The sequence below is a fragment of the Meridianimarinicoccus roseus genome (assembly GCF_003172915.1).
Lineage (GTDB): Bacteria > Pseudomonadota > Alphaproteobacteria > Rhodobacterales > Rhodobacteraceae > Meridianimarinicoccus > Meridianimarinicoccus roseus.
Genome location: NZ_QGKU01000034.1, coordinates 23976 through 50032 on the forward strand (window position 1 = coordinate 23976; position 26057 = coordinate 50032).

23 protein-coding genes are annotated in these 26057 nt (G+C 67.1%); 14 read left to right on the forward strand and 9 right to left on the reverse strand.

Annotated elements, in window-relative coordinates; translation table 11 throughout:
- Positions 1-10: 10 nt before the first annotated feature.
- Genes DKT77_RS11235 through DKT77_RS11260 form a run of 6 tightly spaced genes read left to right on the forward strand, consistent with a single transcriptional unit; the run spans position 11 to position 6328 of the window.
- The gene (locus DKT77_RS11235) at positions 11-694 is read left to right on the forward strand and encodes a class II aldolase/adducin family protein (RefSeq protein ID WP_109811806.1); all 684 of its coding nucleotides are present in this window, start codon (positions 11-13) and stop codon (positions 692-694) included.
- A complete protein-coding gene (locus tag DKT77_RS11240) occupies positions 691-2229 on the forward strand; it encodes a glycerol-3-phosphate dehydrogenase (RefSeq protein ID WP_109811807.1) in 1539 nt (512 codons plus the stop codon). The genes DKT77_RS11235 and DKT77_RS11240 overlap by 4 nt, the downstream gene beginning before the upstream one ends.
- Complete coding sequence (locus DKT77_RS11245) at positions 2226-3263, forward strand: class II aldolase/adducin family protein (protein WP_109811808.1); 1038 nt, start codon at positions 2226-2228, stop codon at positions 3261-3263. The genes DKT77_RS11240 and DKT77_RS11245 overlap by 4 nt, the downstream gene beginning before the upstream one ends.
- Positions 3253-4521 carry an FGGY-family carbohydrate kinase gene (locus DKT77_RS11250; protein WP_109811809.1) on the forward strand — a complete coding sequence of 423 codons (1269 nt, stop codon included), beginning with the start codon at positions 3253-3255 and terminating at the stop codon, positions 4519-4521. Before DKT77_RS11245 ends, DKT77_RS11250 begins: the two co-directional genes overlap by 11 nt.
- Positions 4518-5384, forward strand: coding sequence for a TIGR01459 family HAD-type hydrolase (locus DKT77_RS11255; protein WP_109811810.1), 867 nt, complete (start codon positions 4518-4520; stop codon positions 5382-5384). Before DKT77_RS11250 ends, DKT77_RS11255 begins: the two co-directional genes overlap by 4 nt.
- 11 nt (positions 5385-5395) lie before the next feature.
- Positions 5396-6328 (forward strand): sugar phosphate isomerase/epimerase family protein, encoded by a 933-nt coding sequence (locus tag DKT77_RS11260; protein ID WP_109811811.1) that lies wholly within the window; start codon positions 5396-5398, stop codon positions 6326-6328.
- A gap of 107 nt (positions 6329-6435) precedes the next feature.
- On the opposite strand, the gene fsa is transcribed toward DKT77_RS11260, so the two are convergent.
- Entirely contained in the window at positions 6436-7089 is a 654-nt protein-coding gene (gene fsa, locus DKT77_RS11265; protein WP_109811812.1) for a fructose-6-phosphate aldolase, read from the reverse strand.
- A gap of 220 nt (positions 7090-7309) precedes the next feature.
- On the opposite strand from fsa, the gene DKT77_RS11270 reads away from it, so the two are divergent.
- The 3 genes from DKT77_RS11270 to derI are packed head-to-tail and all read left to right on the forward strand — an operon-like array spanning position 7310 to position 9347.
- Complete coding sequence (locus DKT77_RS11270) at positions 7310-8110, forward strand: DeoR/GlpR family DNA-binding transcription regulator (protein WP_109811813.1); 801 nt, start codon at positions 7310-7312, stop codon at positions 8108-8110.
- A complete protein-coding gene (locus tag DKT77_RS11275) occupies positions 8107-8895 on the forward strand; it encodes a triose-phosphate isomerase (protein WP_109811814.1) in 789 nt (262 codons plus the stop codon). The genes DKT77_RS11270 and DKT77_RS11275 overlap by 4 nt, the downstream gene beginning before the upstream one ends.
- On the forward strand, positions 8892-9347 hold the full coding sequence (gene derI, locus DKT77_RS11280; RefSeq protein ID WP_109811815.1) for a D-erythrulose-4-phosphate isomerase: 456 nt from the start codon (positions 8892-8894) through the stop codon (positions 9345-9347). The genes DKT77_RS11275 and derI overlap by 4 nt, the downstream gene beginning before the upstream one ends.
- A gap of 28 nt (positions 9348-9375) precedes the next feature.
- Here the strand turns inward: derI and modC are convergent, their stop codons facing one another.
- The 6 genes from modC to DKT77_RS11310 all read right to left on the reverse strand — a co-directional run bounded on the left by modC (position 9376) and on the right by DKT77_RS11310 (position 17093).
- The gene (modC, locus tag DKT77_RS11285; RefSeq protein ID WP_109811816.1) at positions 9376-10476 is read right to left on the reverse strand and encodes a molybdenum ABC transporter ATP-binding protein; all 1101 of its coding nucleotides are present in this window, start codon (positions 10474-10476) and stop codon (positions 9376-9378) included.
- Complete coding sequence (modB, locus tag DKT77_RS11290; RefSeq protein WP_109811817.1) at positions 10473-11171, reverse strand: molybdate ABC transporter permease subunit; 699 nt, start codon at positions 11169-11171, stop codon at positions 10473-10475. Before modB ends, modC begins: the two co-directional genes overlap by 4 nt.
- 5 nt (positions 11172-11176) lie before the next feature.
- Positions 11177-12052, reverse strand: coding sequence for a molybdate ABC transporter substrate-binding protein (gene modA, locus DKT77_RS11295; RefSeq protein WP_274520079.1), 876 nt, complete (start codon positions 12050-12052; stop codon positions 11177-11179).
- 23 nt (positions 12053-12075) lie between these two features.
- A complete protein-coding gene (locus tag DKT77_RS11300; protein ID WP_109811818.1) occupies positions 12076-12816 on the reverse strand; it encodes a DUF1194 domain-containing protein in 741 nt (246 codons plus the stop codon).
- Between the two features lie 85 nt (positions 12817-12901).
- On the reverse strand, positions 12902-15976 hold the full coding sequence (locus tag DKT77_RS11305) for an efflux RND transporter permease subunit (protein WP_109811819.1): 3075 nt from the start codon (positions 15974-15976) through the stop codon (positions 12902-12904).
- 1 nt (position 15977) lies between these two features.
- Positions 15978-17093: an efflux RND transporter periplasmic adaptor subunit gene (locus tag DKT77_RS11310; protein WP_109811820.1), complete on the reverse strand. Its 1116-nt coding sequence runs from the start codon at positions 17091-17093 to the stop codon at positions 15978-15980.
- Between the two features lie 171 nt (positions 17094-17264).
- Between DKT77_RS11310 and DKT77_RS11315 the strand changes: the two genes are divergently transcribed.
- On the forward strand, positions 17265-17858 hold the full coding sequence (locus tag DKT77_RS11315) for a GNAT family N-acetyltransferase (protein ID WP_109811821.1): 594 nt from the start codon (positions 17265-17267) through the stop codon (positions 17856-17858).
- 40 nt (positions 17859-17898) lie between these two features.
- Here DKT77_RS11315 and DKT77_RS11320 read toward each other — a convergent pair whose 3' ends face one another.
- Complete coding sequence (locus tag DKT77_RS11320) at positions 17899-19692, reverse strand: ABC transporter ATP-binding protein (protein WP_109811822.1); 1794 nt, start codon at positions 19690-19692, stop codon at positions 17899-17901.
- Between the two features lie 150 nt (positions 19693-19842).
- Between DKT77_RS11320 and DKT77_RS11325 the strand changes: the two genes are divergently transcribed.
- From DKT77_RS11325 to DKT77_RS11340, 4 genes are all read left to right on the forward strand, one after another.
- Complete coding sequence (locus DKT77_RS11325) at positions 19843-20253, forward strand: DUF4149 domain-containing protein (protein WP_109811823.1); 411 nt, start codon at positions 19843-19845, stop codon at positions 20251-20253.
- Between the two features lie 93 nt (positions 20254-20346).
- Entirely contained in the window at positions 20347-22122 is a 1776-nt protein-coding gene (locus tag DKT77_RS11330; RefSeq protein WP_109811824.1) for an N-acetylglutaminylglutamine amidotransferase, read from the forward strand.
- A 12-nt stretch (positions 22123-22134) separates the two neighbouring features.
- Positions 22135-23922, forward strand: coding sequence for an N-acetylglutaminylglutamine synthetase (ngg, locus tag DKT77_RS11335; RefSeq protein ID WP_109811825.1), 1788 nt, complete (start codon positions 22135-22137; stop codon positions 23920-23922).
- Positions 23919-25091 carry an osmoprotectant NAGGN system M42 family peptidase gene (locus tag DKT77_RS11340; protein WP_109811826.1) on the forward strand — a complete coding sequence of 391 codons (1173 nt, stop codon included), beginning with the start codon at positions 23919-23921 and terminating at the stop codon, positions 25089-25091. Before ngg ends, DKT77_RS11340 begins: the two co-directional genes overlap by 4 nt.
- A 1-nt stretch (position 25092) precedes the next feature.
- On the opposite strand, the gene DKT77_RS11345 is transcribed toward DKT77_RS11340, so the two are convergent.
- The gene (locus DKT77_RS11345; protein ID WP_109811827.1) at positions 25093-25842 is read right to left on the reverse strand and encodes a VPLPA-CTERM sorting domain-containing protein; all 750 of its coding nucleotides are present in this window, start codon (positions 25840-25842) and stop codon (positions 25093-25095) included.
- Between the last annotated feature and the right edge of the window lie 215 nt (positions 25843-26057).

Consider the following 26057-nt stretch of genomic DNA (forward strand, 5'->3'; position numbering starts at 1 on the left):
GGCCAGAGCCATGACCGACATCCACACAGACCATCGCTCCGCCATCGTGGCGGCCTGCCGACAGCTGGAACGCGACGGGCTCAACCGCGGCGCGTCCGGAAATGTCTCGGTGCGGGCGGGTCAGGACATGCTGATCACCCCGTCCGCTGTGGGCTATGACGCGCTTCTGCCCGAGATGATCGCGCGGATGCCGCTGGCTGACCCGAACGGAGCGTGGCACGGGCCGCGCAAGCCGTCGTCTGAATGGCGTTTTCACCGCGACATTCTGCGCGCCAGACCAGATATCGGTGCGGTGGTCCACACCCACGCGCCTTTCAGCACGATCCTTGCCGTGGCGCGGCGGCCGATCCCGGCGATCCACTACATGATCGCGGCCTTTGGCGGACCCGAGATCCGCGTTGCCGGCTACGCCCGCTATGGCACCGCCGCGCTGTCCGAGAACGTGGTCGCCGCGATGGACGGGCGCAACGGCTGCCTGATGGCCAATCACGGCATGGTTGTGGGTGGCCCGGACCTTACCCGAGCGCTGTGGCTGGCGGGCGAGCTGGAGGCGCTGGCGCACCAATACTACCACGCGCTCGCGATCGGCGGCGGCCATGTGCTGACCGATGCCGAGATCGCCGAGACTGCGGAAGGCTTCGCCAGCTACGGGGTCCAGTCCGCGGATGCGGAATCGCAGGAGGAACAGGCATGACCGACCCTGTGGACCTGTTCGTGATCGGCGGCGGCGTGAACGGCGCCGGCATCGCCCGCGACGCCGCGGGGCGCGGCCTGTCCGTGATCCTGTGCGAAAAGGACGATCTGGCGCAAGGCACGTCCTCGCGGTCGGGCAAGCTGGTGCATGGCGGGCTGCGTTATCTTGAGTACTACGAATTCCGACTGGTGCGCGAGGCGCTGATCGAACGCGAGGTGCTCCTGAACGCGGCGCCGCACATCATCTGGCCGATGCGCTTCGTGCTGCCGCACAGCCCCGATGATCGCCCGGCCTGGCTGGTGCGGCTGGGGCTGTTCTTCTACGACCATCTCGGGGGGCGAAGGAAGCTGCCCGGAACCCGCACGCTGGATTTGCGGCGTGATCCGGAAGGCGCGCCGATCAAGGACGCCTATTCCAAGGGCTTCGAATACTCCGACTGCTGGGTGGATGATGCCCGGCTGGTGGTGCTGAACGCCGTCGATGCCGCCGCGCGCGGTGCCGAGGTGCTGACCCGGACCGCGTGCGTGTCGGCCCGGCGCGACGGGGGGCTTTGGCGGATCGAAATGCGTGACGGCGCGACCGGGGCCATGCGCACCGTGACGGCGCGCGCACTGGTTAATGCGGCGGGGCCGTGGGTGACCGACATCATCGGGCGCGTGACAGGCACCAACAGCGCGCGCAATGTGCGCCTGGTGAAGGGCAGCCACCTGATCGTGCAGAAATTCTGGGACGGCCCGCAGGCTTATCTCGTGCAGAACACCGACAAGCGCGTGATCTTCATCAACCCCTACGAGGACGACAAGGCGTTGATCGGAACCACCGACATTCCCTATGACGGCGCGCCCGAGAAGGTGGTCGCCGACGAGGACGAGATCGCCTACCTGCTGGCCGCGGTGAACCGCTACTTCAAGGTGCAGTTGCGGAGCGACGACGTGCTGGAAAGCTTCTCGGGGGTGCGTCCGCTCTACGATGACGGGCAGGGCAACCCGTCGGCGGTGACGCGCGACTACGTGTTCGATCTCGATACCGGGGGCGGCGGCGAGGGCGGCGACGGAGCGCCTTTGCTGAACGTGTTCGGCGGCAAGATCACGACGTTCCGCAAGCTTGCCGAACACGCGCTGGACCGGCTGGGCGGGCGGTTCCCGGCAATGGGCAATGCCTGGACATCGGGCGCGCCGCTGCCGGGCGGCGATCTGCCGGGCGCGGACGTGCCGGCCTTTCTCAATACGCTGCGGACGGAATACCCTTGGCTGCCGCGCAAACTGGCCGGGCACTACACCCGCCTTTACGGCACGCGCACCCGCGAGATTCTGGGCAATGCTGCGGACCTCGGCGATCTGGGCCGACAGTTCGGCCCGCTGCTGTTCGAGGCGGAGGCGAAGTTTCTGCGCCGGACCGAATGGGCCACCTGCGCCGAGGACGTGCTGCGCCGCCGCACCAAACATGCGCTGCACATGACAAAGGCAGAGCGCGCTGCCTTCGCCGACTGGTTCGACAACGCCGCAGCGTCACATCGCCGGGAGGCCGCGTCGTGACCGCTCCGTCCGCGAATACACCGCCGCAGCCGCCAAAGGCGCTGTCCGATCTTGCCACCCTGTCGGCGCGGGTCGGGGCCGACCCGCTGCTGATCCAGGCGGCGGGGGGCAACACGTCGGTAAAGGACGGTGCCGTGATGTGGATCAAGGCGTCCGGCACACGGCTGTCCGACGCGCTGTCGCGCGACGTGTTCGTGCCGACGGACCTGCCAGCGATGCGCGAGGCGCTGGTGCGCGCTCTGCCCGAGGCCGACCAGCCCGCCCATTTCGCGCTGGGGGACAGCGGCCTGCGACCGTCGATCGAAACCAGCCTCCATGCGGTGTTTCCGCAGGCGGTCGTGGTTCATGTGCATTGCGTGAACACGATCGCGCTTGCGATCCGCGCTGATGCAGAAGCGGCGCTGTCCGCCCGTTTGGGGGCGTTCGACTGGGCCTTCGTGCCCTACGTCAAGCCCGGCGCGCGGCTTGCTCTGTCGGTGCGCGACCGCATCGGGCCGCGTACCGATGTGATCGTGCTCGGCAATCATGGGCTGATCGTCGCCGCCGAAACGGTGGACGATGCCGAACGGCTGCTGGACCGCGTCACCGGGGCGCTGGCCGAACCGCCCGGCGCGGCGCCCGCGCCGGACCTGGCCGCGCTGGCCGGGCTGGCCGAGGGCAGCGCCTATGCTGTTCCGCCCGCGCAGTCCCCGCTGCACCGGCTGGCCGGGCCACCCGAACGGCTCGATCAGGCGGTTGGCGGATCGCTCTATCCCGACCACGTGATCTTCTGCGGCGTCGGTGCGACCGCGCTCGATGCGGTTGCCCCCCGCGTGCCCGGACCTGACGGGCCGGTCTTCGTGATCGCTCCCGGCCGGGGCGCGCTGATCCGCAAGGATGCGAGCAGCGGGGCGCAGGCGCTGGCCGACTGCCTTGGAAACGTGCTGTGCCGTGTGCCGCCGGGGGCCGAGTTGACCTACCTGAGTGCGGCCCAGAACGCCGAATTGCTAGACTGGGATGCGGAGAAATACCGTAAGGCGCTCGATGCAGGATGAGGCGCTGTTCCTCGGGCTCGACCTCGGCACATCGGGGGCACGCGCGGTCGTGATCGATGCTGAAGGCCTGGCCGTGGCCTCGGGCAGCGCGGCGATGGCGGATTTCGGTCCAGACCCGCGATCTCCGGCCGTTTGGTGGGCCGCGGCCGACCATGCGCTGCGCGCCGCGCTGGCGGGCTGCGACGCGAAGCGCGTCGCCGCGTTCGCAGTGGACGGAACCTCGGGCACGATGCTGCCGGTGGATGACGCAGGCGCACCGCTGTCTGGCGGATTGATGTACAACGACGCCTGCGGCGACGCCGGCGTGCTGGCCTGCATCGCCGAGACCGCGCCGCCGACGAGCGCGGCGCATGGCAGCAGCAGCGGACTGGCCCGGGCTGTGTTGCTGGCGCGCGCGGTGCGTCCGCATCTCGTGCTGCACCAGGCCGATTGGATCGCATTTCACCTGTCGAGCCGCTTTGTTACCGACGCGAACAACGCGCTCAAGACCGGCTATGATCCCGTGGCGGGGCAGTGGCCGGACTGGATCGGCGATGCCGGATTGGAGGTGAGGCTGCTGCCGCGCGTGGTCGCCCCCGGAACGCCGGTCGGGCCGGTCACTGCAAAGGCTGCTGCGGAATACGGTCTGCGCCCCGACGCGCTGGTCGTCGCCGGCACGACCGATGGGTGCGCGTCCTTCCTTGCCACCGGCGCGTCCGAGGCGGGCGACGGCGTCACCGCGCTCGGCACCACGCTGACACTGAAGATCCTGTCGGACCGCCCCATCTTCGCCCCGCAAAGCGGGATCTACTCGCACCGCATCCTGGGAAAGTGGCTGGCCGGGGGCGCATCGAACACCGGCGGCAACGTGCTGCTGGCCCATTTCACACCGGAGCGGATCGCAGAGCTGTCGGCGCGGATCGACCCGGCGAAGGACAGCGGGCTGGATTACTACCCGCTGCTGCGTCCGGGCGAACGGTTTCCGGTGGCGGACCCGGACCTTGCGCCGCGCCTGACGCCGCGCCCGGACGACGACGCAGCCTTCCTTCATGGACTGCTGGACGGGATCGCCGGGATCGAGGCGATGGGCTATGCCCGACTGACCGAGCTGGGCGCGCCGCCGCTGGCACGACTGCGCAGCGTTGGCGGCGGGGCAGGGAACACGGTCTGGTCGGCGCTGCGGCAGCGACGGCTGGGCGTGCCCTTCGCTGCGCCCGACAGCATGCAGGCCGCCTACGGCACCGCGCGGCTGGCCCGCGCGGGCGCGGCACGGGCATGAGCGGGCCCGGTCCGGCAGACCCGCGCGAAGTGCCCGGGCTGGAGGGGCTGGCGGAGCGGTTCGATGCGTTCCTCGTGGATCAATTCGGCGTCCTGATCGGCGGGAACGGTGCCTACCCTTGGGCGCCCGAAGCGCTGTCGCGGCTGTCTGCGGGGGGCGCGCCGGTTGTGTTGCTGTCGAACTCGGGTCGCCGCGCAGGGCCGAATGTGGAGCGGCTCCTTCGACTCGGTTTCGCGCGAGACAGTTTCATCACCGTGCTGAGTTCGGGCGAGGCCGCCCATGCCGACCTGTCCCGCCGGATCGGGCCGCAGATCGCGCCGGGCGCGCCTGTGCTGGTGCTTGCGCGCGAGAACGACGTGTCGGCGGTGGAGGGGCTGGATCTGCGCGTCACGACCGACCCGGACCGCGCGGCGCTGGTCGTGCTGGCCGGCAGCGAAGGCGACCGGCACAGCCTCGATCACTACCGCGCGCTGCTTGAAGGACCTGCCGCGCGCGGCGTGCCTTGCCTTTGCACGAACCCCGATGTCACCATGCTGACCCCTGAGGGGACAAGTTTCGGCGCTGGACGGATCGCGCAGCTTTACGCGCATATGGGCGGGCCGGTGGACTGGGTCGGCAAGCCCCACCCGCTGATCTACGACGTGGCGCGCCGGATGCTGCCCGCGATCGCTTCGGAACGCGTGCTGTGCATCGGTGACAGCCCGGCGCATGACGTGCGTGGCGGGCAGGCGGCCGGTCACGCCACCGCGCTGGTGCGCAGCGGCATTCACGCCGATCTCGACAAGCCCGCCCTGCGCGCCCTTTGCGTCGCAGAGGGTGCCGTGCCCGACTACCTTCTGGACCGTTTCGCCTTTTCATCCTGATCGGAGGCCGGATGCCGTTTTCGCTGTCGCTCAACACAAACCCGCTGGTCAACCGCTTCGCAGACCCGGAGGACCTGATCGAAACCGTCGCGCGGGACATCCGCATCCGCGACCTGCAACTCACCCATGAATTCATCAACCCGTCCTGGCCTGTGCCCGTACAACGCCGCCTCGTACGGCAGATGCGCGCCGTGCTGGAGCGCACCGGGGTGCGCGTGACCAGCGGAATGACCGGGCCCTACGGGCGGTTGAACCATTTCGGCCATCCCGATCGCGACGTGCGGCGCTACTACGTGAACTGGTTCAAGGCGTTCGCGGACATCACCGCGGATCTGGGCGGGCGCGCGGTCGGCACGCAGTTCGCGATCTTCACCTATCGTGACTTCGACGACCCGATGCGGCGCGAGGCGCTGATCGACATTGCGATCGATTGCTGGGCCGAGGTGGCCGAACATGCGCGCACTGCCGGGCTGGACCATGTGTTCTGGGAGCCGATGAGCGTGGACCGCGAATTCGGTGCGACGATCGCGTCGGCGCTGGCGCTGCAGGAGAGGATCGCGGAGGCAGGGCTGACGCTACCGATGTGGATGATGGCCGATATCGACCACGGCGACGTCACGAGCGCGGACCCGGACGACCATGACCCGTTCGCCTGGGCAAGGGCGGTGCCGCGCGTGTCGCCGATCATTCACATCAAGCAGTCGCTGGCAGACAAGGGCGGGCACCGCCCATTCACGGCGGACTTCAATGCGGTCGGCCGCATCCAGCCTGAACCTCTGCTGGCTGCGTTCCGCGATGGCGGCGGGAGCGACAACGAGATCTGCCTGGAGTTGTCCTTCAAGGAGCGCGAACCGGACGATCGCGCCGTGGTCGCGCAGATCGCCGAATCCGTGGCTTTCTGGGCACCGCATATCGACACCGGCGCCACGGACCTTGCGGTGTGATTGCCGCGCCCGGCCGGTTCGGTGCCCACTGCGGCCGGGCGAGTCGGCGGGGCAGGCCTACGGCGCGGCGCGCCCGACCCTGCCGCCGCTTGATCTCCCACCAGAGATCAAAGGATCGACTGGCCGGTCGCTGCCCAGTCGGCGGTGAACTGTTCCAGTCCGCGGTCTGTCAGCGGGTGGCGGGCAAGCCCCTTGATCACCGCGGCTGGCAGCGTTGCTACGTCGGCGCCGGCCAGCGCCGCATCCTTCACGTGATTGGGGCTGCGGATCGACGCCGCGAGGATCTGGGTGTCGAAAGCGTAGTTGTCGAAAATCTGGCGGATCTCGCGGATCAGTTCCATCCCGTCGAGATGAATGTCGTCCATCCGTCCAACGAACGGCGACACATAGGTCGCCCCGGCCTTTGCCGCCAGCAGCGCCTGGTTCGGCGAGAAGCACAGCGTCACGTTCGTGGCGATGCCCTGAGCGCTGAAATGGCGGCACGCCTTCAGCCCGTCCAGCGTGAGCGGCAGCTTGATCACCACGTTGTCCGCGATCTGCGCGAGGCGCTCGCCCTCGGCCATCATCGTATCGTGCGCGCTGGAGGCGACTTCGGCCGACACAGGCCCGTCCACCAGTGTGCAGATCTCTGCGATGACTTCCTTGAAATCGCGGCCCGACTTGGCGATCAGCGACGGGTTCGTCGTCACGCCGTCCAGCAGGCCGAACTCGTGCAGGTCACGGATTTCGTCGATTACAGCGGTATCTGCGAAGAATTTCATGCGGACTCTCCCTTTTTTGCAGGCGCGGCGCGGCGCGTCGTGCGGCGGCGGCCCTGCGGTCCGGGGACGGACGCGCAGACCGGCTCAGCGGTCCGGCATCCTTTGCCCCGCGCCGGTGATACCGCAAACATGGCGAATGAAACAATCCAAAATCACAAAATCACAAAAATGATGTTGTTTACGCTACAATTGCTGTTACAAGCGGGCGGGGGAGGCCGTGATGAAACGCGATACGCGCAGGCAGCAGATCATCGATCTTCTGGTCGACCGGGGCGCGGTCGACGTGGAGGATCTTGCGCGCCGCTTTGCGGTCTCGAAGATGACGGTGCATCGCGACCTTGATGAGCTGGAGGGCATGGGCCTTCTGCGCAAGGTGCGCGGCGGCGCCTCGATGGAAGCCAGCGCGCAGTTCGAAAGTGACTTTCGCTATCGCGAACGCCAGGGGCTGGACACCAAGCAGCGCTTGGCCCGTGCGGCGATGGAGCTTGTTGCGCCGGGCATGAGCGTGATCGTCAACGACGGATCCACCGCCGCCGTGCTGGGTGCAATGCTGGCCGAGATTCGTCCCCTGACCGTCATCACCAACAATCAGGCGGTGATAGACGCGCTGCGCAACGCGCCTGGCATCACGCTGGTCGCGCTTGGCGGCGTCTATTCGGCCAAGTTCAACGGCTATTTCGGGCTGATGACGGAAGACAGCCTTGCGCGGCTGCGCGCCGACATCGCCTTTGTGTCGAGCCCGGCGCTGGACCTCGCAGGCGTTCATCACATGGACGCGCAGGTGATCCGGTCCAAGCGCGGGATGATGGCAGCGGCGACGCGCCGCTGCCTGATGGTCAACCACGGCCGCTTCGGGCACGGCGCGCTTTACCGGCTGTCGGGGCTCGATGCGTTCGACACACTGATCACCGATGCCGCGCCGCCGCCGGACCTGCGCGCGGCGCTGGACGGTGCGGGGGTCGCGCTGACCGTCGCCCCGCCCCTTGCGCCATCCGCCCCCACCGAGGAGAACACCCCATGACCGACCCCATGCCGCAAGCCTGGATCGGCACCAGCTGGAAGATGAACAAGACGCTGGACGAGGCGCTGGCCTTCGCCGGGGCGCTCGCTGCCACGGACGGCGACCGCGACCCGCGGATCCAGCGCTTCGTGATCCCGCCCTTCACGGCGGTGCGCGAGGTCGCGGCGGCGCTGGCAGACAGTTCCGTAAGGGTCGGCGCACAGAACATGCACTGGGACGATGCCGGGGCCTGGACCGGGGAGGTGTCACCGCTCATGCTGCGCGACTGCGGCCTCGACCTTGTGGAACTGGGTCATTCCGAACGCCGCGCCCATTTCGGCGAGACGGACGAGACCGTGGGCCGCAAGGTCGCCGCGGCGGTGCGGCACGGGTTGGTTCCGCTGATCTGCATCGGCGAGACGCTGGCGGAGCGCGAGGCCGGGCAGGCGGCCGACGTTCTGGCGGCGCAGACACGCGCGGCGCTGGCAAGGCTGGATGCAGCGAGCCGCGCGGCGCCGCTTCTGTTCGCCTATGAGCCTGTCTGGGCGATCGGCGATGCCGGTATCCCGGCCACGGCCGACTACGCCGATGCCCGTCAGGCCGAGATCGCCGAGGTCGCCTTCGCGGTCACAGGACGGCAGGTGCCCTGCCTTTATGGCGGGTCGGTCAATGCGGACAACTGCGCGGAACTTGTGTCATCGGCCCATATCGACGGGCTGTTCATCGGGCGCGCCGCCTGGACGGTCGAGGGGTATCTCGACATCCTCGCGCGCTGCGCCGCAACACTGGAAGGGAAAACGGCATGAAACTGGCCATTGCAGGCGACAGCGCGGGCGAAGGTCTGGCGCGGATCCTCGCCGAACATTTCAGCGGCCGCTTCGAGGTGTCGGAAGTGAGCCGCACCGACGCCGGGCCTGACGCGTTCTATGCCGATCTTGCCGACCGGGTCGCCTCGGGCGTGCTGGACGGCACCTATGACCGGGCGATCCTGGTCTGCGGCACCGGGATCGGCGTGTGCATCTCGGCGAACAAGGTGCCGGGCATCCGCGCCGCGCTGACGCACGACACATATTCCGCCGAACGTGCGGCGCTGTCGAACAATGCGCAGATCATCACGTTTGGCGCGCGGGTGATCGGTGCCGAACTGGCCAAGACTGTCGCATCGGCGTTTCTTGCGCACAGCTTCGATCCGGAGGGGCGGTCGGCCGGCAACGTGCGCGCGATCGATGCCGTGGACGCGAAATACAACAAGGTGTGACCGGTCGGGCGCCCGGCCCGGTGGCCGGTCAGCGGGCTTGCTGTCCCACGTCCCAGCGCGCTACGGACATCGACTTGATCAGCGCGTGGCAATGCATCCCCGGCGCCAGTGCCAGCGCGTCCGCCGAGCGGCGGGTGATCCGCGCCAGAAGCCGGTCCGTGCCCGACCCCAGTTGCACGACCACGCCCGGCCCGCCGCCGCCGCGCAGCGCCAGCACCTCCACCGGCAGGATGTTGAGTGCCGAGATCTGATTTGGCACTTCGCGCGCAAGCATCACGTCCTGCGCGGCGATCCGCACCCGGATCGCGCTGCCGATCGGCGCATCGACCCGCGGAAGAATCACCTGTCCGGCGCTGACGGTGATACTGGTCAGCCCGTCGTCGTGATGTTCGGCGACGCGGCCGGTCAGGATCGCGCCCGCCTCGCGCACGCCAAGCGCTCGCACCGCCGACGGGTCCGACAGCACGTCTGCCACCGGGCCGCATCGAACAAGCCGCCCGTCGCTTAGCACCGCCACGCTGGTGGCCAGGCGCGCGACCTCGGCCACGGAATGGCTGACATAGATGACAGGAATGTCGGCGGCGTCGCGCAGCCGCTCGAGATAGGGCAGGATCTCGGCCTTGCGGGCGTCGTCCAGCGCCGCGAGCGGTTCATCCATCAGCAGCAGGCGGGGGGCCGACAGCAGGGCCCGCCCGATGGCGACGCGCTGCTTCTCGCCGCCCGACAGCGTCGCGGGGCGCCGTGCAAGAAGCCCGCCAAGGCCGAGCATCCCGACCACGCGGTCAAACTCGCCCCCGGCGGCGCCCTTGCCCGTCACACGCCGCGCATATAGCAGGTTGCCGCGCACGCTGAGATGCGGAAACAACCGCCCCTCTTGGAAGACGTAGCCAAGTCGGCGGCGATGCGGCGGCACGAACACGCGCCGGGCGGTGTCGGTCAGAACCTCGCCGTTCACGGCGATGCGTCCGGCGTCGGGTCGCAGAAGGCCTGCCACGGCGTGCACAACCGTGGTCTTTCCTGCGCCGGAGCGCCCGAAGAGCGCGGTCACCCCGCGCGGGGCGGTCATGTCCACCGCGAGGCGAAAATCGCCGTGGGTATGGCGCAGGGCGATTTCCACGCCGTCGTTCATGCGCCCGCCGCCCGCCGGGCCATACGCGCCGCCAGCAGTTCCGAGGCCAACAGCGCACCCATCGCGATGCCGACCGAAACCGCCACGAGGCGCAATGCCGCGTCCTCGCCGCCGGGCACCTGCAGGAAGGTATAGATCGCCGAGGGCAGAGTGCGTGTCTCGCCCGGAATGTTGGACACGAAGGTGATCGTCGCCCCGAATTCGCCCATTGCCTTTGCGAAAGACAGCACCGCCCCGGCCAGGACGCCGGGCAGGATCAACGGCAGCGTGACCGTGACGAAGACCACCGGTCGGGAGGCCCCGAGCGTGCCGGCCGCCTGTTCCAGCTTCGGGTCTACCGCCTCGATCGACAGGCGGATCGCGCGGACCATCAGCGGAAAGGCCATGATCGCTGCGGCCAGCACTGCGCCGGTCCAGCGGAAGGCCAGCACCACGCCGAACCAGTCGCGCAGCAGCGCGCCCGCCGGACCATGTGTGCCGAAGGTCAGCAGCAGCAGGTAGCCCGTCACCACCGGCGGCAGGATCAGCGGCAGGTGCACCAGCCCGTTCAGCAGGTGCCGGCCCGGAAACCGGCCGCGTGCCAGCAGGTAGGCTACCGCGATACCGGGCGGCAGGCTCAGCAGGGTGGCCCAGAACGCGACACGCAGCGACAGCGCGACTGCCTGCCATTCCTCGGGGCCAAGCCAGTCCTCCATCGCACTCAGCGCTCCGGTGCGGGCAGGAAGCCGTGGGCGCGCAGCACTCCCGCCGCGCCGGGACTGCGCAGGAAGGCGAGAAACGCGCCCGCGGCGGCGTCGTGCCCGCCAGCCACTGCCGCAACCGGGTAGCGGATTGGCGGGTGCGTGCCCGGCGGGAAGCTGGCGATCACACGCACGCGCGGTTCGGCCAGCGCGTCGGTGGCATAGACGATGCCCAGCGGTGCCTCGCCCGACGCGACCAGCGCCAGCGCGGCGCGCACGTTGTCGGCCTGCGCGATGCGTGGGGCAAGACCTGGCCATGCGCCAAGCGTTTCCAGCGCTGCCTTGCCATAGATGCCGGCGGGCACCGCGTCCACCAGCGCCATCGCCAGCCGTCCGTTCCCGAGCCGTTTGTCGATCTGCGCGGCAAGGTCCTGGCCGGGCGCGATCGGGGCTGCCTTTGGGTCACGGGCGATCAGCACCAGCGTGTTGGCGGCAAGGTCCGACCTGGTGTCGGGCAGAATGACCCCGTCGCGCTCCAGCAGGTCCATCCACGCGGCATTGGCCGAGATGAAGACGTCGGCCGGCGCGCCCTGCTGGATCTGCCGGGCCAGCACCGAACTGCCCGCCAGCGACGTGCGAAACGCGTCGCCGCCCTGCGCCTTCCACAGCGGGGCCAGGTCGCGCATCACGTCGCCCATGCTGGCCGCCGCGAAGACTGTCAGCTGAGCGGCGTCGGCAGATTGTGCCACGGCGGATGAGGATAACACACCCGCCCACACGGCCAGTGCGCCCAGAAAGGCGCGAAGGCTGGCACATCCGGGGATGCGGGGCAGGCGGCGGGGGCGGCGCATGGCGGGGTTCACGGGTTGCGGCAGGTCCGCGCCGAGGTATCGCAAGGCGGCCCGCGCCTTGGCAAGCGTTATCTCCGGCCGGACATAACGTCCGGGCCGCCGGGACCTGGATCTGCTGCCGGAGCAAGCAGCCCGAGGTCCGGCGTGTCCGTTTCGCGGATAAGCTTGCGTTCCATGGCGCGCTGGAAGTCGTCGAAGTCGCGGGCGGTTTCCACGAAGGCGAAGGGGCCGCGGATCACCTCGGTGAGATAGTAGGCGGTCAGCCCGTCCATACTGCCACCGATCGCCAGCCCGTTCACGGTGACATCGTTGAAGGGGAAGTGACGGTAGGCGGTCTGTGGTCCGAACCCCGCGTTGTTGCGCCCGTCGCCGGACACGTCCACCGTCTTCCGTTCGCAGCGCGGGGCGCGTTCCAGCACCGCCGACGCATGGCCAAGCGCGTATCCCAGCGCGGTAGGGAAATTGGCGTGGCGCCGGGTGCTTTCGGCGATCGCGGCGGCGGCATCGGCGATGTCTTCGGGACTGCGCAGCAGGCGCCAGTCGATCAGCGTGGATTGCTGATAGCGGCCTGACCATTCGAAGACGTGCAGCGCCACGTGATAGCCCGGATCCGACAGGATCGCCGCCTGCACCTCGGGCGCGATCAGCGCCGCGGCCAGCCCGCTCCGCTGCAGCCGGTCCTCATGCCCGTCGACGGAAGACGACACGTCAAGGGCAAGAACCAGCGCCAGCCGACATTCTGCTGCCGCCGAAAGCGGCAGGCAGGTCAGCAAGGCCAACGCGGTGGCGGTCACAACGGGACGGAACATGACAGGCAGGTTCCGCGAAAGCGCCGGGCGGGTCAATACGGCGAGCAACGCCCGGCCGTGGCTCCGGATGCGACGCGCTCCGGCGTCATGCCCGAGCCTCACCCGCGGCTCGCGCTTCCGCCGTCGGCCGGTCGCCGGGGATCAGCACCCGGTAGAACACCGGCGCCGCAATCAGCGTGAGCACCGATGCGAAGGCCAGACCGCCCATGATCGTCACCGCCATTGAGGCGAAGAACGCGTCGCCCAGCAGCGGGATCATGCCGAGGATCGTGGTCGCCGCCGCCAGCACGACGGGCCGCAGGCGCGAGACCGAGGCGGTCACGATTGCCTCGTCCGGGTCGCCGCCCTCGGCGCGGCGCAGGTCGATCTCTTCCACCAAGACGATGCCGTTCTTGATCAGCATCCCCGACAGGCTGAGCAGGCCCAGCAGCGCGGTGAACGAGAATGGCAGACCGGTACCCAGCAGCCCCAGCGCGACACCGTTGACCGACATCGGCACCAACAGCCATATCACCAGCGGTTGGCGCAACTTACCGAACAGCAGCACTGATATCAGCACCATCACGATCAGCGAGAGCGGTAACTGCTGTCCGAGGCTCTGCTGCGCCTCGGTGGAGTTCTCGTATTCGCCGCCCCATTCCAGCGCATAGCCCAGGGGCAGATCGATCGCCTCGATCTCGGCCCGCACGACTGCCAGCGCCTCGGCCGGGGTGACGCCCTGTACCGCGTTCGCCTGGACCGTGATTGTTGTGCTGCGGTCGCGGCGGTGGATCAGCGTGTCGCGCACCTGCACGTCGAAACCGTCCACCACCTGGCTGAGAGGAACATAGGTCTGCGCCGGGTCGGACCACACGATCTGATCCAGCAGCGCGCCGGCCTGTCGCCGTTCGAATTCGGGCGCGCGGGTGTAGATCGGGATCAGTCGTTCGCCCTCGCGGTAAGTGCCGGCGCGCACGCCGTCGGTGGACAGCAGCATCGCTGCCGCGACGTCCTCGCGGGTCACGCCAAGCGCCTGGGCGCGGTCGCTGGCGTATCGTGGCTGTACGGTCAGTTCGCGCTCGTGCCAGTTGCTGCGTACGTGGTTCAACTGGTCCGGATGCGCGCGCAGAACCGCCTCGGCCTCTTCGGACAACCGGCGCAGCACGTCAGCGTCCTTGCCGCTGAACCGCGCCTCCACATCGGCGCCGCCGCCCGGGCCGAACACGATCCGCGAGATGCGCACCTCGGCCTCGGTGATCTCGGCATCGAGGAACGCCTGAAGGTCGGCGCGCAGCGGTGGAATGTCCTCGCGCGTGGCGGTACGGATCACGAACTGCCCGTAGGACGGGTTGGGCTGTTCGGGATTGTAAGGCAGCATGTAGCGCGCCAGCCCCTGCCCGATGCTGGCGGTGACGGCCTTTACGTCGTCGCGGTCCAGCAACCAAGCCTCGATCTCGGCCATCCCTTCGGCGGTGGCGCGGATGTCGGTGCCCTGCGCCGCCTTGTAATCAAGGTAGAAGATCGGCGTGTTCGAGTTCGGGAAGAACTGCTGCTTGACCATGCCGAAGGCGGCATAGCACGCGACGGTGATGCCCAGCAGCACAGGGATTACCAGAAGCCGCAGTCGCAATGCGCCGCGCAGCAGCCCCGCGTAGCCGCGGAACACGACGCCGCCATAGGCATCGTCGGTGTTGCCCTGCGCGCCGACCCGGAACAGGTAATGCGATAGAAGCGGCGTCACCGTCACGGCCAGCACCCATGACAGAAGCAGAGACAGGCCGATCACCGCGAACAGCGAGAACAGGAATTCTCCCGTCGCATCGGGCGACAGGCCAATGCCCGCGAAAGCCATGATCCCGATGATCGTTGCGCCCAGCAGCGGCACCTGCGTCTTGCCGGCCACGTCATCCGCCGCCTCGGCCCCCGGCGTGCCGCGCTGCATTTCCACCTGCATGCCCTCGGCCACGACGATGGCGTTGTCCACCAGCATCCCCATCGCGATGATCAGCGCGCCAAGGCTGATGCGCTCCATCTCGATGCCGAAGACGGCCATGAAGAAGAAGGTCGCGACCACGGTCAGCAGCAGCGTCACGCCGACAACGACGGCCGCGCGCCAGCCCATCGCCAGCGCCAGCACGACGATCACGATGCCCACAGACATGGCAAGCGACACGAGGAACGCGTTGGATGCCTCCTCCACCACGACGTGCTGTTCGTAGATCGGCGAAAGTTCGACCCCAAGCGGGATCTGTGCTTCCAGTTCGGCCAGCTTCGCGTCGACCCGCTTGCCGACATCGACGATGTTTTCCGAACTCAGGCCGGACACACCCAGCGTGAACGCCTCGCGCCCGTCATGGCGCAGGATGTGGTCCGGGTCGGGAACGCGAGTGCGGTGCACCTCGGCGAAGTCGGACAGGTTCAGGATCTCGCCGCCGACGCCGATGGTAAGACCGGCGATCCGGTCTACCGTGTTGTAGCCCTGCGGTGCCACGATCTGCGCCGACCGTGGGCCAAGCGTCACCGTGCCTGCATCGGACAGGCTGTCGGCGTTGGAAATCGCCTCGATGATCGCGCCGGGCGGGATGCCGGTGTTCAGAAGCTGGCGGCGCACGGGTTCGACGAAGATCGCCTCTTCCGGCAGCCCGTTCACGGCCACGGCGGCGACGCCGTCCACCGTCAGCAATTCGCGGCGCAGGAAGGTGGCGATCTCGTGGGTTTCGGCGTCGCTGTAGCCCGGTGTCGCCACCGCGTAGAGGATGCCGTAGACATCGCCGAAATCGTCGTTGACCATCGACGTGCGGGCGCCGGGGGGCAGATCGCCCTGTGCGTCGCTCACACGGTTGCGCAATTCGTCCCAGATCTGCGGCAGCTCGCTGCCGTCGAAGGTGGTCTTGATGTCGACCGTGATCTGGCTCACGCCCGGGCGGTTGCGGGAAGAAATTGTGTCGATCTGCCCCATTTGCTGGATCGCGGATTCCAGCGGCTCGCTGATCTCGGTCGCGACCTCTTCGGCGGTCGCGCCTGGATAGGGCGTGATGACCAGCGCCGTCTTGATGGTGAAGGCCGGATCTTCGAGGCGGCCCACCGACGAAAAGCCCCACAGCCCGCCAAGGACGCAGAACAGGATCAACAGCCAAGTGTAGAGCGGCTGGCGGATCGAGAAACTTGCAATGCCACCCATGTCAGTCGCTTTCCCGGAAGCCGGTGAAGCGGCGAACCTGCATTCCGTCCGTCAGGAGATGCGCGCCGGTGGACACGATTTCCATGCCCGGCTGCAACGCCTCGCCCGGCTTGATGCCAAGGTCGGCCCCTTCGCGGCTGACCACCGTGACGGGCAAAGCGCGCACCGTTCCGGTGTCGGCCCCGACGGGTTCGTAGATCATCACCTCGGTGCTTCGGTCGGCGGTGTGTACCAGCGCGGTGACCGGGATCACCAGCGCGTCGCTGCTGCCAGAGGGCAGGGTCGCTGTCACAGTCGCGGTGCGCCCCGGCAGCGGCGTGTAGCCCTCCACCGGCGGAAGCGCGAGGTCCACGGCATAACTTTGCGACACGCCCCGCGTCTCGGCGGTGTATTCGGCCACACGCAGCGGAATGCCCGCCATGCCGTCGCCCAGATCGGCGGTGAATTCCAGCCCTTCAAGCCGCCCCGCGCTGCGGAACAGCCGTTCCGGCACGTCGATCTCGATCCGGGGTTGGGACATATCGTGCAGGCGCAACACCGGGGTGCCTTGCGCGACTGTCGAGTAGTTCGCCACCAGCCGTTGTGCGACCAGCCCGTCGAAGGCCGCGCTCAGGGTTGCGTCATCGCGCGCGTCGCGCGCTTCGCGCAGGCCCAGCTTGGCAAGATCCAGCGCGGTCTGTGCCTCGTCGAAGCGCGCTTCCGAGGCGACATTGGACTGCGCGAGCTGCTGTACGCGGTCGAAGTCGCGCTGCGCCTGGGTCAGATTCAGTTCCGCCCGGCTGACGGCGCGGTCGAAGGGTTCCAGGTCAAGTTGCGCCAGAAGGTCGCCTTCGGACACGGTCTGCCCGTTCATCACCGGCAGCGCGTTCAATTGCCCGCCGACCTGGAAAGCAAGATCCACCGTCTGGCGCGCTACGACCTGGCCATAGAACTGTCGTTGCAGTGTGTTGTGCGGCGGGTCGACCACCAACAGGCGGACCGGGCGCAGGGTCTCTTCAGGCGCAGCTTCCTGCGCGGGCAGGGCGCCGCCCAGCCCCAACGTCAGCGCTGCAATGGCGATCACGAGCGCGGTTGCGCCGACGCGCAGCGGGCCGACGGGTTTGACTGTCTCGGGCATGGTGATCCTCGGGCTGCGGTCGGTGTTGCGCGTCGATATGTGGCGGGCAGGGGCACGGGTCAACCCAAAACTGAACCGAGCGGTTCATTTTGGCCCAATTGCAAGGTGCAGGTTGAGCCTGCGGCCAAGCCCTGCCAAAACTCTATGACCCGGATGAACCGAGGAAGTGTCATGTCCGTCACCACCCGAACGCTGAGCCCCGACGAGATCACTCACCTGCTGCCGGACCTGGCAAAGTTGCGGATCCGCGTCTTCCGCGATTGGCCGTATCTCTACGACGGGTCGATGGAATACGAGATGAGCTATCTTGCGCCGTATGCGCAAAGTCCTTCGGCTCTGGTCGCCGGCGCTTGGCATGGCGACCAATTGGTTGGCGCGGCGACGGCGGCCCCGATGGAGGATCACGCCGACGATTTCGGCCGCCCGTTGACAGAGGCCGGCTACAGGCTGGAAGACATCCTCTATTTCGGGGAGTCCGTGCTGCTGCCAACATATCGCGGGCAGGGCGTCGGCCATGCCTTCTTTGATCACCGTGAGGCGAAGGCCCGCGCGTTGGGGCGGCGCTTCGCCTGCTTCTGCTCTGTCGTCCGGCCGACCTGGCACCCGATGCGGCCGACCTCGTATCGTCCGCTCGACGCGTTCTGGCGCAAACGCGGCTACAAACCGATGCCGGGGATTGAGGCGGAGTTCGGGTGGCGCGATGTCGGTGACGGGACCGAGACGACAAAGCCGATGCAGGTGTGGATGCGCGCGTTGGACGGCTGAGCCGACGCGCCGCCGCGCGCGTCCTGAACTACCACGACGCCTAGCGGTATTCGCCCTTCTGGGTCGAGTACATGCCGTGATACAGTCCGCCAAGCGCCAACAGTTCCTCGTGCGTGCCGCTTTCCACCGCGCGCCCCTGGTCCAGAACATAGATCTTGTCGGCATCCGAAATCGCCGACAGGCGGTGTGCCACGATGATCGTCGTCTTGCCTTCGGCAAGGCGCGCCAGCGACCGCTTCACCCGTTCCTCGGTGCGCTGGTCAAGCGCCGATGTCGCTTCGTCCAGCAGGAGGATCGGCGCGTTCCGCAGGAACGCGCGCGCGATGGCGATGCGTTGCTTCTGGCCGCCCGACAACTGTGCGCCCTTGGGGCCCAGCGGCAGGTCGCCGCGCGCGCGGATCAGGTCCGCGATTTCGGCTGATTCAGCGGCTTCCCAGATTTCTTCGTCCGTCGATTCCGGGCGCACGTATTTGATGTTCTCCCAAAGCGAGGCGTTGAAGATCACGATGTCCTGTGCCACGACCGAAAAAGCCTGACGCAGGCTGGAGATACGAATATCGCGGATGTTCGTGCCGCCGATGGTGATCTCGCCGCCCTCGATTTCGTAAAGTCGGCTGATCAGGCTGAGGATCGTGGTTTTGCCGGACCCGGTCGCGCCGACGATCGCGGTACGTTGGCCCGCCGGGAAGTCCAGCGACAGCCGGTCGAACAGCGGCGACTCCGGAGAATAGGCGAAGGTCACGTCGCGCAGCAGGATCTCGCCCCGGGTGTCGAAACTGTCCTTCGGGTCGTCCCTGTCGCGGATCGTGGGCTTGATCGCGTTCATCGAATTGACCCCGTCCAGCAGGATCAGTGCAGCCTGCAGCTGTGTGAAGAACTTGGCGAGATTCCGCATCGGGTCGAACACCATCACCAGACCGATCAGGAAGGTGATGATCGCGGCTCCGTCGATGTCGTAGGCCGGGCTGATCGCCATGTACCCGCCGAAGCCGATCACCAGCGCGTAGGCGAAGGCCGACGCGATGTCGATTGCGGGCATGACCACGGCTTGGGCTGCTTGCAGGCGGATCTGCAGGTCGCGGATGCCCTCGGTGGACTGCAGAAGGCGGGCTTCCTCGAACTTCTCCTGGTTGGAGATCTTGACCGTGCGCATCCCGTTGACGGTTTCTTCCAGCGCATTCATGTACGCGCCCAGCACGTTTTCCGCCTCGCGCTGGACCATCTTGATCTTGTGCGACACGTACTGGAGGATCAAAATGATGACCGGTGCGATCACTATGGCCGTTCCGAACAGCACCGGCGCCTTGTAGATCAGGTAGCCCGAAACGATGACCACCGTCACGAAGTCGCGCACCGCGTTCACGGTCGCCTGGCCGACGAACTGGCTCAGGCCGTCAGCCTGACTGACCAGCCGCAGGATCGTCTCTCCGGGGCTGGTGCGGTCGAAATAGGAAAGATCGAACGTCATCATGTGTTCGATCAGGTCGCGCCGCAGTTCCATGACCGCGCTTGACGCCAGCCATGTGGACAGGCGCGGAACGATGTACGATGTGAGCCCCCGTACCGCGAACAGTCCGAACACCACGGCACAGACCTGCACGAGGTCGGAGATGACCCCCGCGTCGAAGATCACGCGAAGCCCGCTTTCGGTCAGCGACAGGAACTGCTGGTAGGCCACACCCTGCACCAGGATCAGACCGAGGACGGCAAAGAGCCACGGGGTGCGCTGGATCAGGTAGTTGTCCCAGAACCACTTGATGTTCTCGATGTCCTGCTTCGTGAAGAATGGCAGTTTCGAGTTGTTCTTGGATCTGGCGAGGGGGTTCAGTTTCATGACCGCTATGTCCCACTTGCCGCTGGTCTTGTCGAGAGCCGAGGATCGCACGCCGTGCCCGTCGGCGCCAGTGACGCGGCAATGCCACAGCGCCCCTCGACCGCATCGCGCACTGGCCCTACCTGAACGGCGCCATTACAGGAGTGTCCCATGATCGAACCCCTCGCCCTTCTTGTCTGCGCCACGCTGTTCGGCGGCATGATACTGTATTCCTTCGGTTTCGCGCCCTTCGTGTTCAGCACGCAGGAGGCCGCGCAAGCCGGACGCATGTTGCGGGCGGCCTTCCCGCGCTACTACCTTTTCGTGCTTCTCTGCGCGGCCGCGGCCGCGCTGCTGCTGGTTCCGCTTGCACCGCTTCGGGCGGCGGCGCTGGGGCTGGTCGCGCTCAGCACGATTTATACGCGGCAGGTGCTCATGGTGCAGATCAACGCCGCCCGCGATGCGCAACTGTCTGGAAATGAGGCGGCCCGGCGTCGTTTCGGGCTGCTGCACGGGGCATCCGTGGTGCTTAATATCGTGCAGATTGTGGTCGCGGGCTGGGTGATCGTCGGCTTCCTCTAGGCGCCAAGCCGCCGCTTTCGGCTATCCGGTTGAGGCTTTCGTGCCACACCGTTACCCTCGATGCATCTTGAATAGACATGGAGGCGCCAGCGCATGTGCGGCATTTGCGGAGAGATCACCTTTGACGGCAGCCAGGCGCGGGCCGCCAGGATCGAGGCAATGACCGACTGCATGGCCCCGCGTGGCCCCGATGGGGCGGGCATGATACTGCGCGGCAGGGTCGGCTTTGGCCACCGCCGCCTGAAGATCATCGATCTTTCCGAAGCCGCGGCGCAACCCTTCACCGACACCGCGCTGGGGCTGACCATCGCGTTCAACGGCTGCATCTACAATTATCCCGAACTGCGGAAGATCTTGGAAGAGAAGGGCCATACCTTCGCCTCCACCGGCGACACGGAGGTCATACTGAAAGCGTGGAAGGAATGGGGCCCGGACGCCGTGCCGAAGCTGCATGGCATGTTCGCCTTCGCCATCCATGACCGCGACACCGGGCGTGTGGCGCTGGTGCGTGATCGTTTCGGGATCAAGCCGCTTTATTTCGCGGAAACAGCGGGGCGGTTGGCATTTGCGTCCAGCTTGCCGGCATTGGTGAAATCCGGAGGGGTGGACACGTCCATCGACCGGGTGGCGCTGCACCATTACATGACGTGGCACGCCGTCGTGCCCGCGCCGCGCACGATCCTGAACGGAGTGCGCAAGCTGCCGGCCGCCACGATCCGCATGATCGAACCCGATGGGCGGCACAGTGACACGACCTACTGGGAGCCGGACTTCACCCGCACGCCCGAGGACGCGAACCGCAGCGGGGACGAATGGGCCGAAATGGTGCTCGAAAGCCTGCGCGTGTCTGTGCGCCGCCGCATGGTCGCGGACGTGCCGGTCGGCGTGCTGCTGTCCGGCGGGGTGGACAGTTCGCTCATTGTCGGGCTGCTTGCCGAGGAGGGGCAGAAGGACCTGGCCACCTATTCCATCGGGTTCGAGGCCGCCAACGGCGAGCGGGGCGACGAGTTCAGCTTCTCCGACATGATCGCGGAGCATTACGGCACCAACCACCACCAGATCTTCATTCCCAGCGACGAGATGCGCACGAACCTGCCGCATGCCATCGCCGCACAGTCCGAACCGATGGTCAGCTACGACAACATCGGCTTCTTCCTGCTGTCTCGCGAAGTCAGCAAGACGATCAAGGTGGTGCAATCCGGGCAGGGCGCGGACGAGGTGTTCGGCGGCTACCACTGGTATCCGAAGATGGCCTCCAGCAACGATGCCGTCACCGACTACGCCGCCGGGTTCTTCGACCGCACGCACGCGACGCTGGCCGAACACCTGTCGCCGACCTATCACGCCGACCGGGACGAGAGCCTGGACTTCGTGACCGCGCATTTCGCCCGCGCCGGGGCGTCGGATCCGGTTGACAAGGCGCTGCGGCTCGACACCAACGTGATGCTTGTGGACGACCCGGTAAAGCGGGTGGACAACATGACTATGGCCTGGGGGCTTGAGGCGCGGGTGCCGTTCCTCGACCACGAACTGGTCGAATTGGCGGGGCGTATCCCGGCAGAGCACAAGCTGGCGCAGGGGGGCAAGGGCGTTCTGAAGGACGCCGCGCGCCGGGTGATCCCGCACGAGGTGATCGACCGCAAGAAAGGCTATTTCCCCGTGCCGGCGCTCAAATATATCGACGGTCCGTATCTTGATATGGTGCGCGACGCGCTGACCAACGATGCCGCGCGGGAGCGGGGCTTGTTCCGCGACGCGTATCTTGACACCCTGTTCGCGGCACCATCCGAGCACATCACGCCGCTGCGCGGGTCCGAGCTGTGGCAGATCGCGGTGTTGGAGATGTGGCTGCAGGCCCAAGGCATCTGAGGGGACACGGCGATGACCACGGATCACCGTCCGCGCGGAGCGAACGAATACCGCCTGCAACGCCTGCGGCAGGGCAGCCTGCACGGCGTCGGTCCGGCGCAGAAGCCGCCGCGGCCCGACGCCGTGGTGAATTGCGGCTGGGGCCGGGTGCTGTTCGGGCAGACCTTCGCCACTTCCCAGGCACTGGCCGACGCGATCCGTGCCGAAGGTCCGGATCGGCGCGACGTTGCCTTTTACGTGCGCGACCCGCATCTCGTGCTGGCCAACGCCCCGCAGGAGCTGTTTCTCGATCCGTCCAACACCTACCGGCTCGACCTTGCTACCTACCGGCCTGCGCGGTCGCGCAAGAAGTCGTTCTTCATCCGGCGCCTGACCAACCGCGCCGATGCCGAGGCGGTGAATACCATCTACCGTGCGCGGGGCATGGTGCCGGTGCCGCCAGAATTCTTCTGGTCCTCGCGCGACGCGCGGATGACGACCGTTTATGTCGCGGAATGTTCCGAAACCGGCAAGATCCTCGGTACGGTGATGGGGCTGGATCACGCGTTGATCTTCGACGACCCGGAACGCGGCTCGTCGCTCTGGGCGCTGGCGGTGGCGCCTGACGCGGTGCAACCGGGCATCGGGCAAAGCCTGGTACGGCGGCTGGCCGAACAGTTCAAGGGGCGCGGGCTGGCCTACATGGACCTGTCGGTGATGCATGACAACACGCAGGCAATTTCACTGTACGAGAAGCTGGGCTTCAAGCGGGTGCAGGTCTTCGCGGTCAAGCGCAAGAACCCGATAAACGAGCCTCTCTTCACTGGCGGGCAGGGCGATGACGACGCGCTCAACCCCTATGCCAAGATCATTGTGGACGAGGCCCGCCGCAGGGGCATCGCGGTGGACGTGATCGATGCCGGGGCGGGGCTGTTTCGGCTGATCTATGGCGGTCGGTCCGTCGCATGCCGCGAAAGCCTGTCGGAATTCACCACCGCCGTCGCCATGTCGATCTGCGATGACAAGCGTCTGACCCGGCGGATCGTGGAACGCGCGGGCGTCGTCGTGCCCGCGCAGATGACTGGCGGTACGCCGGAAACGCGGGCCCGCTTCGTGCAGGACGAAGGCGCTGTCGTGGTAAAGCCCGCCAGGGGAGAACAGGGCAGCGGCATCGCCGTGGACCTGCGCAGCCCCGACGCCGTGGAAACCGCCGTCAGCGCCGCCAAGGCGATCTGCCCGGACGTGCTTCTGGAAACCTATTTCGAAGGTGAGGATCTGCGCCTCGTCGTGATCGACTATGTCGTCGTGGCCGCAGCGCTGCGCCGCCCGGCGGCCATCATCGGTGATGGCCAGACCGCGATCCGAGACCTGATCGAGGCGCAGAGCCGCCGTCGCGAGGCTGCGACCGGCGGGGAAAGCCGCATCCCGATGGATGCCGAAACCGAACGGTGCCTTGCCGAACAGGATCTGGCTTTCGACGACGTGCTGCCCGAGGGGCGCCGCATCGCGGTACGAAAGACCGCGAACCTGCACACGGGTGGCACGATCCACGACGTAACCGGCGAAACCCATCCCGCGCTGATCAACGCGGCCATCGCCGCGGCGAAAGCGATCGAGATCCCGGTCACGGGGATCGATCTGATGGTGAAATCGCCGCGCGAACCCGACTATATCTTTATCGAGGCCAACGAACGCCCCGGCCTTGCAAATCACGAACCGCAGCCGACGGCGGAACGCTTTGTCGACCTGCTGTTCCCGCTGAGCCTGCCCGCGGCCGTGCGGCAGGCACAAACCCGGAGCGCCGGGAAAGGACATTCATGAGCCGACTGGAAATCGACATCGACTATCTGCGGGACCAGTTGCACGATCTTCTGACGATCCCCAGCCCGACCGGGTTCACCGACACGATCGTACGGCACGTCTGCGCCGAACTGGACAAGCTTGGTCTGGATTACGACCTGACGCGGCGTGGCGCGATCCGGGCGCTGCTGCCGGGGCGACAATCGGCCGGCGCGCGGGCGGTGGTCAGCCATGTCGACACGCTGGGCGCGCAGGTCAAGGCGATCAAGCCCAACGGTCGCCTTGAACTGGTGCCCATAGGGACATGGTCGGCGCGTTTCGCCGAAGGTGCCCGCACCACGATCTTCACCGATCGCGGCACCTATCGCGGGACCATCCTGCCGATGCGTGCCTCGGGCCACACCTATGGCGATGGGGTGGACGATCTGCCGGTCGGCTGGGAGCATGTGGAAATGCGCATCGACGCCTATACCAACCACGCCGAGATGACCTATCGGCTGGGCATCGAGGTGGGCGACATCATCGCCATCGACCCGCAGCCCGAATTTCTTGACAACGGATTCATCGTCTCGCGGCACCTCGACAACAAGGCCGGCGTTGCGGTGATGCTGGCGGCTTTGAAGGCCATGAAGGCCACGGAAAAGCCGCCCGTGGACATCTTCTGGCTATTCACCATCGCGGAGGAGGTCGGGCATGGCGCGGCCGCCGTGGTGCTGCCTGACATCGCGAGCATGGTCGCGGTGGACAACGGCACCAGCGCGCCGGGCCAGAATTCGGCCGAGTTCGGAGTAACCATCGCGATGGCGGACCAAACCGGGCCGTTCGACTATCACCTGACGCGCAAGCTGGTGCAGCTTTGCCGCGACAACGATATCCGCGTGCAGAAGGACGTGTTTCGTTACTATCGGTCCGACAGCGCGTCGGCGGTGGAAGCGGGCGCCGACGTGCGCACCGCGCTGGCCACATTCGGGGTCGATGCCAGCCACGGCTATGAACGCATCCATATGCACGCGCTGCGCAGCCTGTCCGAGATGCTGACCTGCTACGGCCTGAGCGAAGTCGAAATCCCGCGTGACCGCGACCTGCTGGGGTCGCTGGAAGGCTTCACGCGCCAGCCGGACGAGGACGTTCTGGCCGAACAGGCCCTGACGCCCGAAACCGAACTGGCGCAGAACGCACGGGGCCGCTAGGTCAGGCGGCTTTTCGCCGGGCGGTGCGGCGCAGGCCGGCCAGCGCGGTCACGCCCGCCATCAACAGGGCGACGCTGGCGGGCAGCGGCACCGCGCTTGGCGGCGGGGCGTTGACCGGTACGCTCAGCCCGATCCCGGCGTCATCGATGCCGAAGCCGTCGTTCAGCTTGGCGTGGCGGAAGGTCAGCGTCAGCTCGTCGATCGCCGACGCGAAACTCAGCATCACCATCTCGGTCGCGCCGTTGCTGCGTTTTGCGGTCACGTCAGCCAGAGTCACGGAGCCGACAGCGAGCTGGAAGTCGGCGCCGGTGTCGGCGATGTCGCTCAACGTGAAGAACACACGGTCGAAGAACCCGACACCTGAGATCGCCCAGTCGACGCCGCTCGTGTCGTTGCTGTCAAGGAACTGTGTGCCGCCGATCGTCGTGTTGCTGCGCCCGTAGACCCCACTGTCGCGCAGGAACAGGCCCGTCCCTGTGTTGCCGGACGTGCCACTGACCGTGCCGCCCGACCCGGTGCCGCCAATGGTGGCGAACCGGCCGACGCTGGTGGCCAGCGGGCCGCTGATCTCACCGGCGGTGAAGCTTTCGAAATCCTCCACGAGGCTGCTGTTCAGCGCCCCAATGCGGTCGTTGAATACGGTGGCGTCGAAGGTTTCGATTGTTGCCGAGGACAAGGTCGCGCCGACTGCTGGCAGGGCTGCGGCACCGGCCAGGGTGGCGGCAAGAACAAGGCGGGACAGGCGGGACATGGCGCAACTCCTTACAAATCACTCATCTTCGGGTAGAGCAATCGGTGTCGAACGGCAAATGGACGTTCGTAAGATGGTTATCGCTCCGCCAAAGGTCGGCTCTTGAAAGTCCAAACGACAGCGGCTCCCGCCGATTTAGTAGCGCTGCCTCGCGAACGTGGCTTTTTTTCGGCATGCGCGCTGGCCGCTTGCCAAGGGCGCGCGCATTTGCGTAA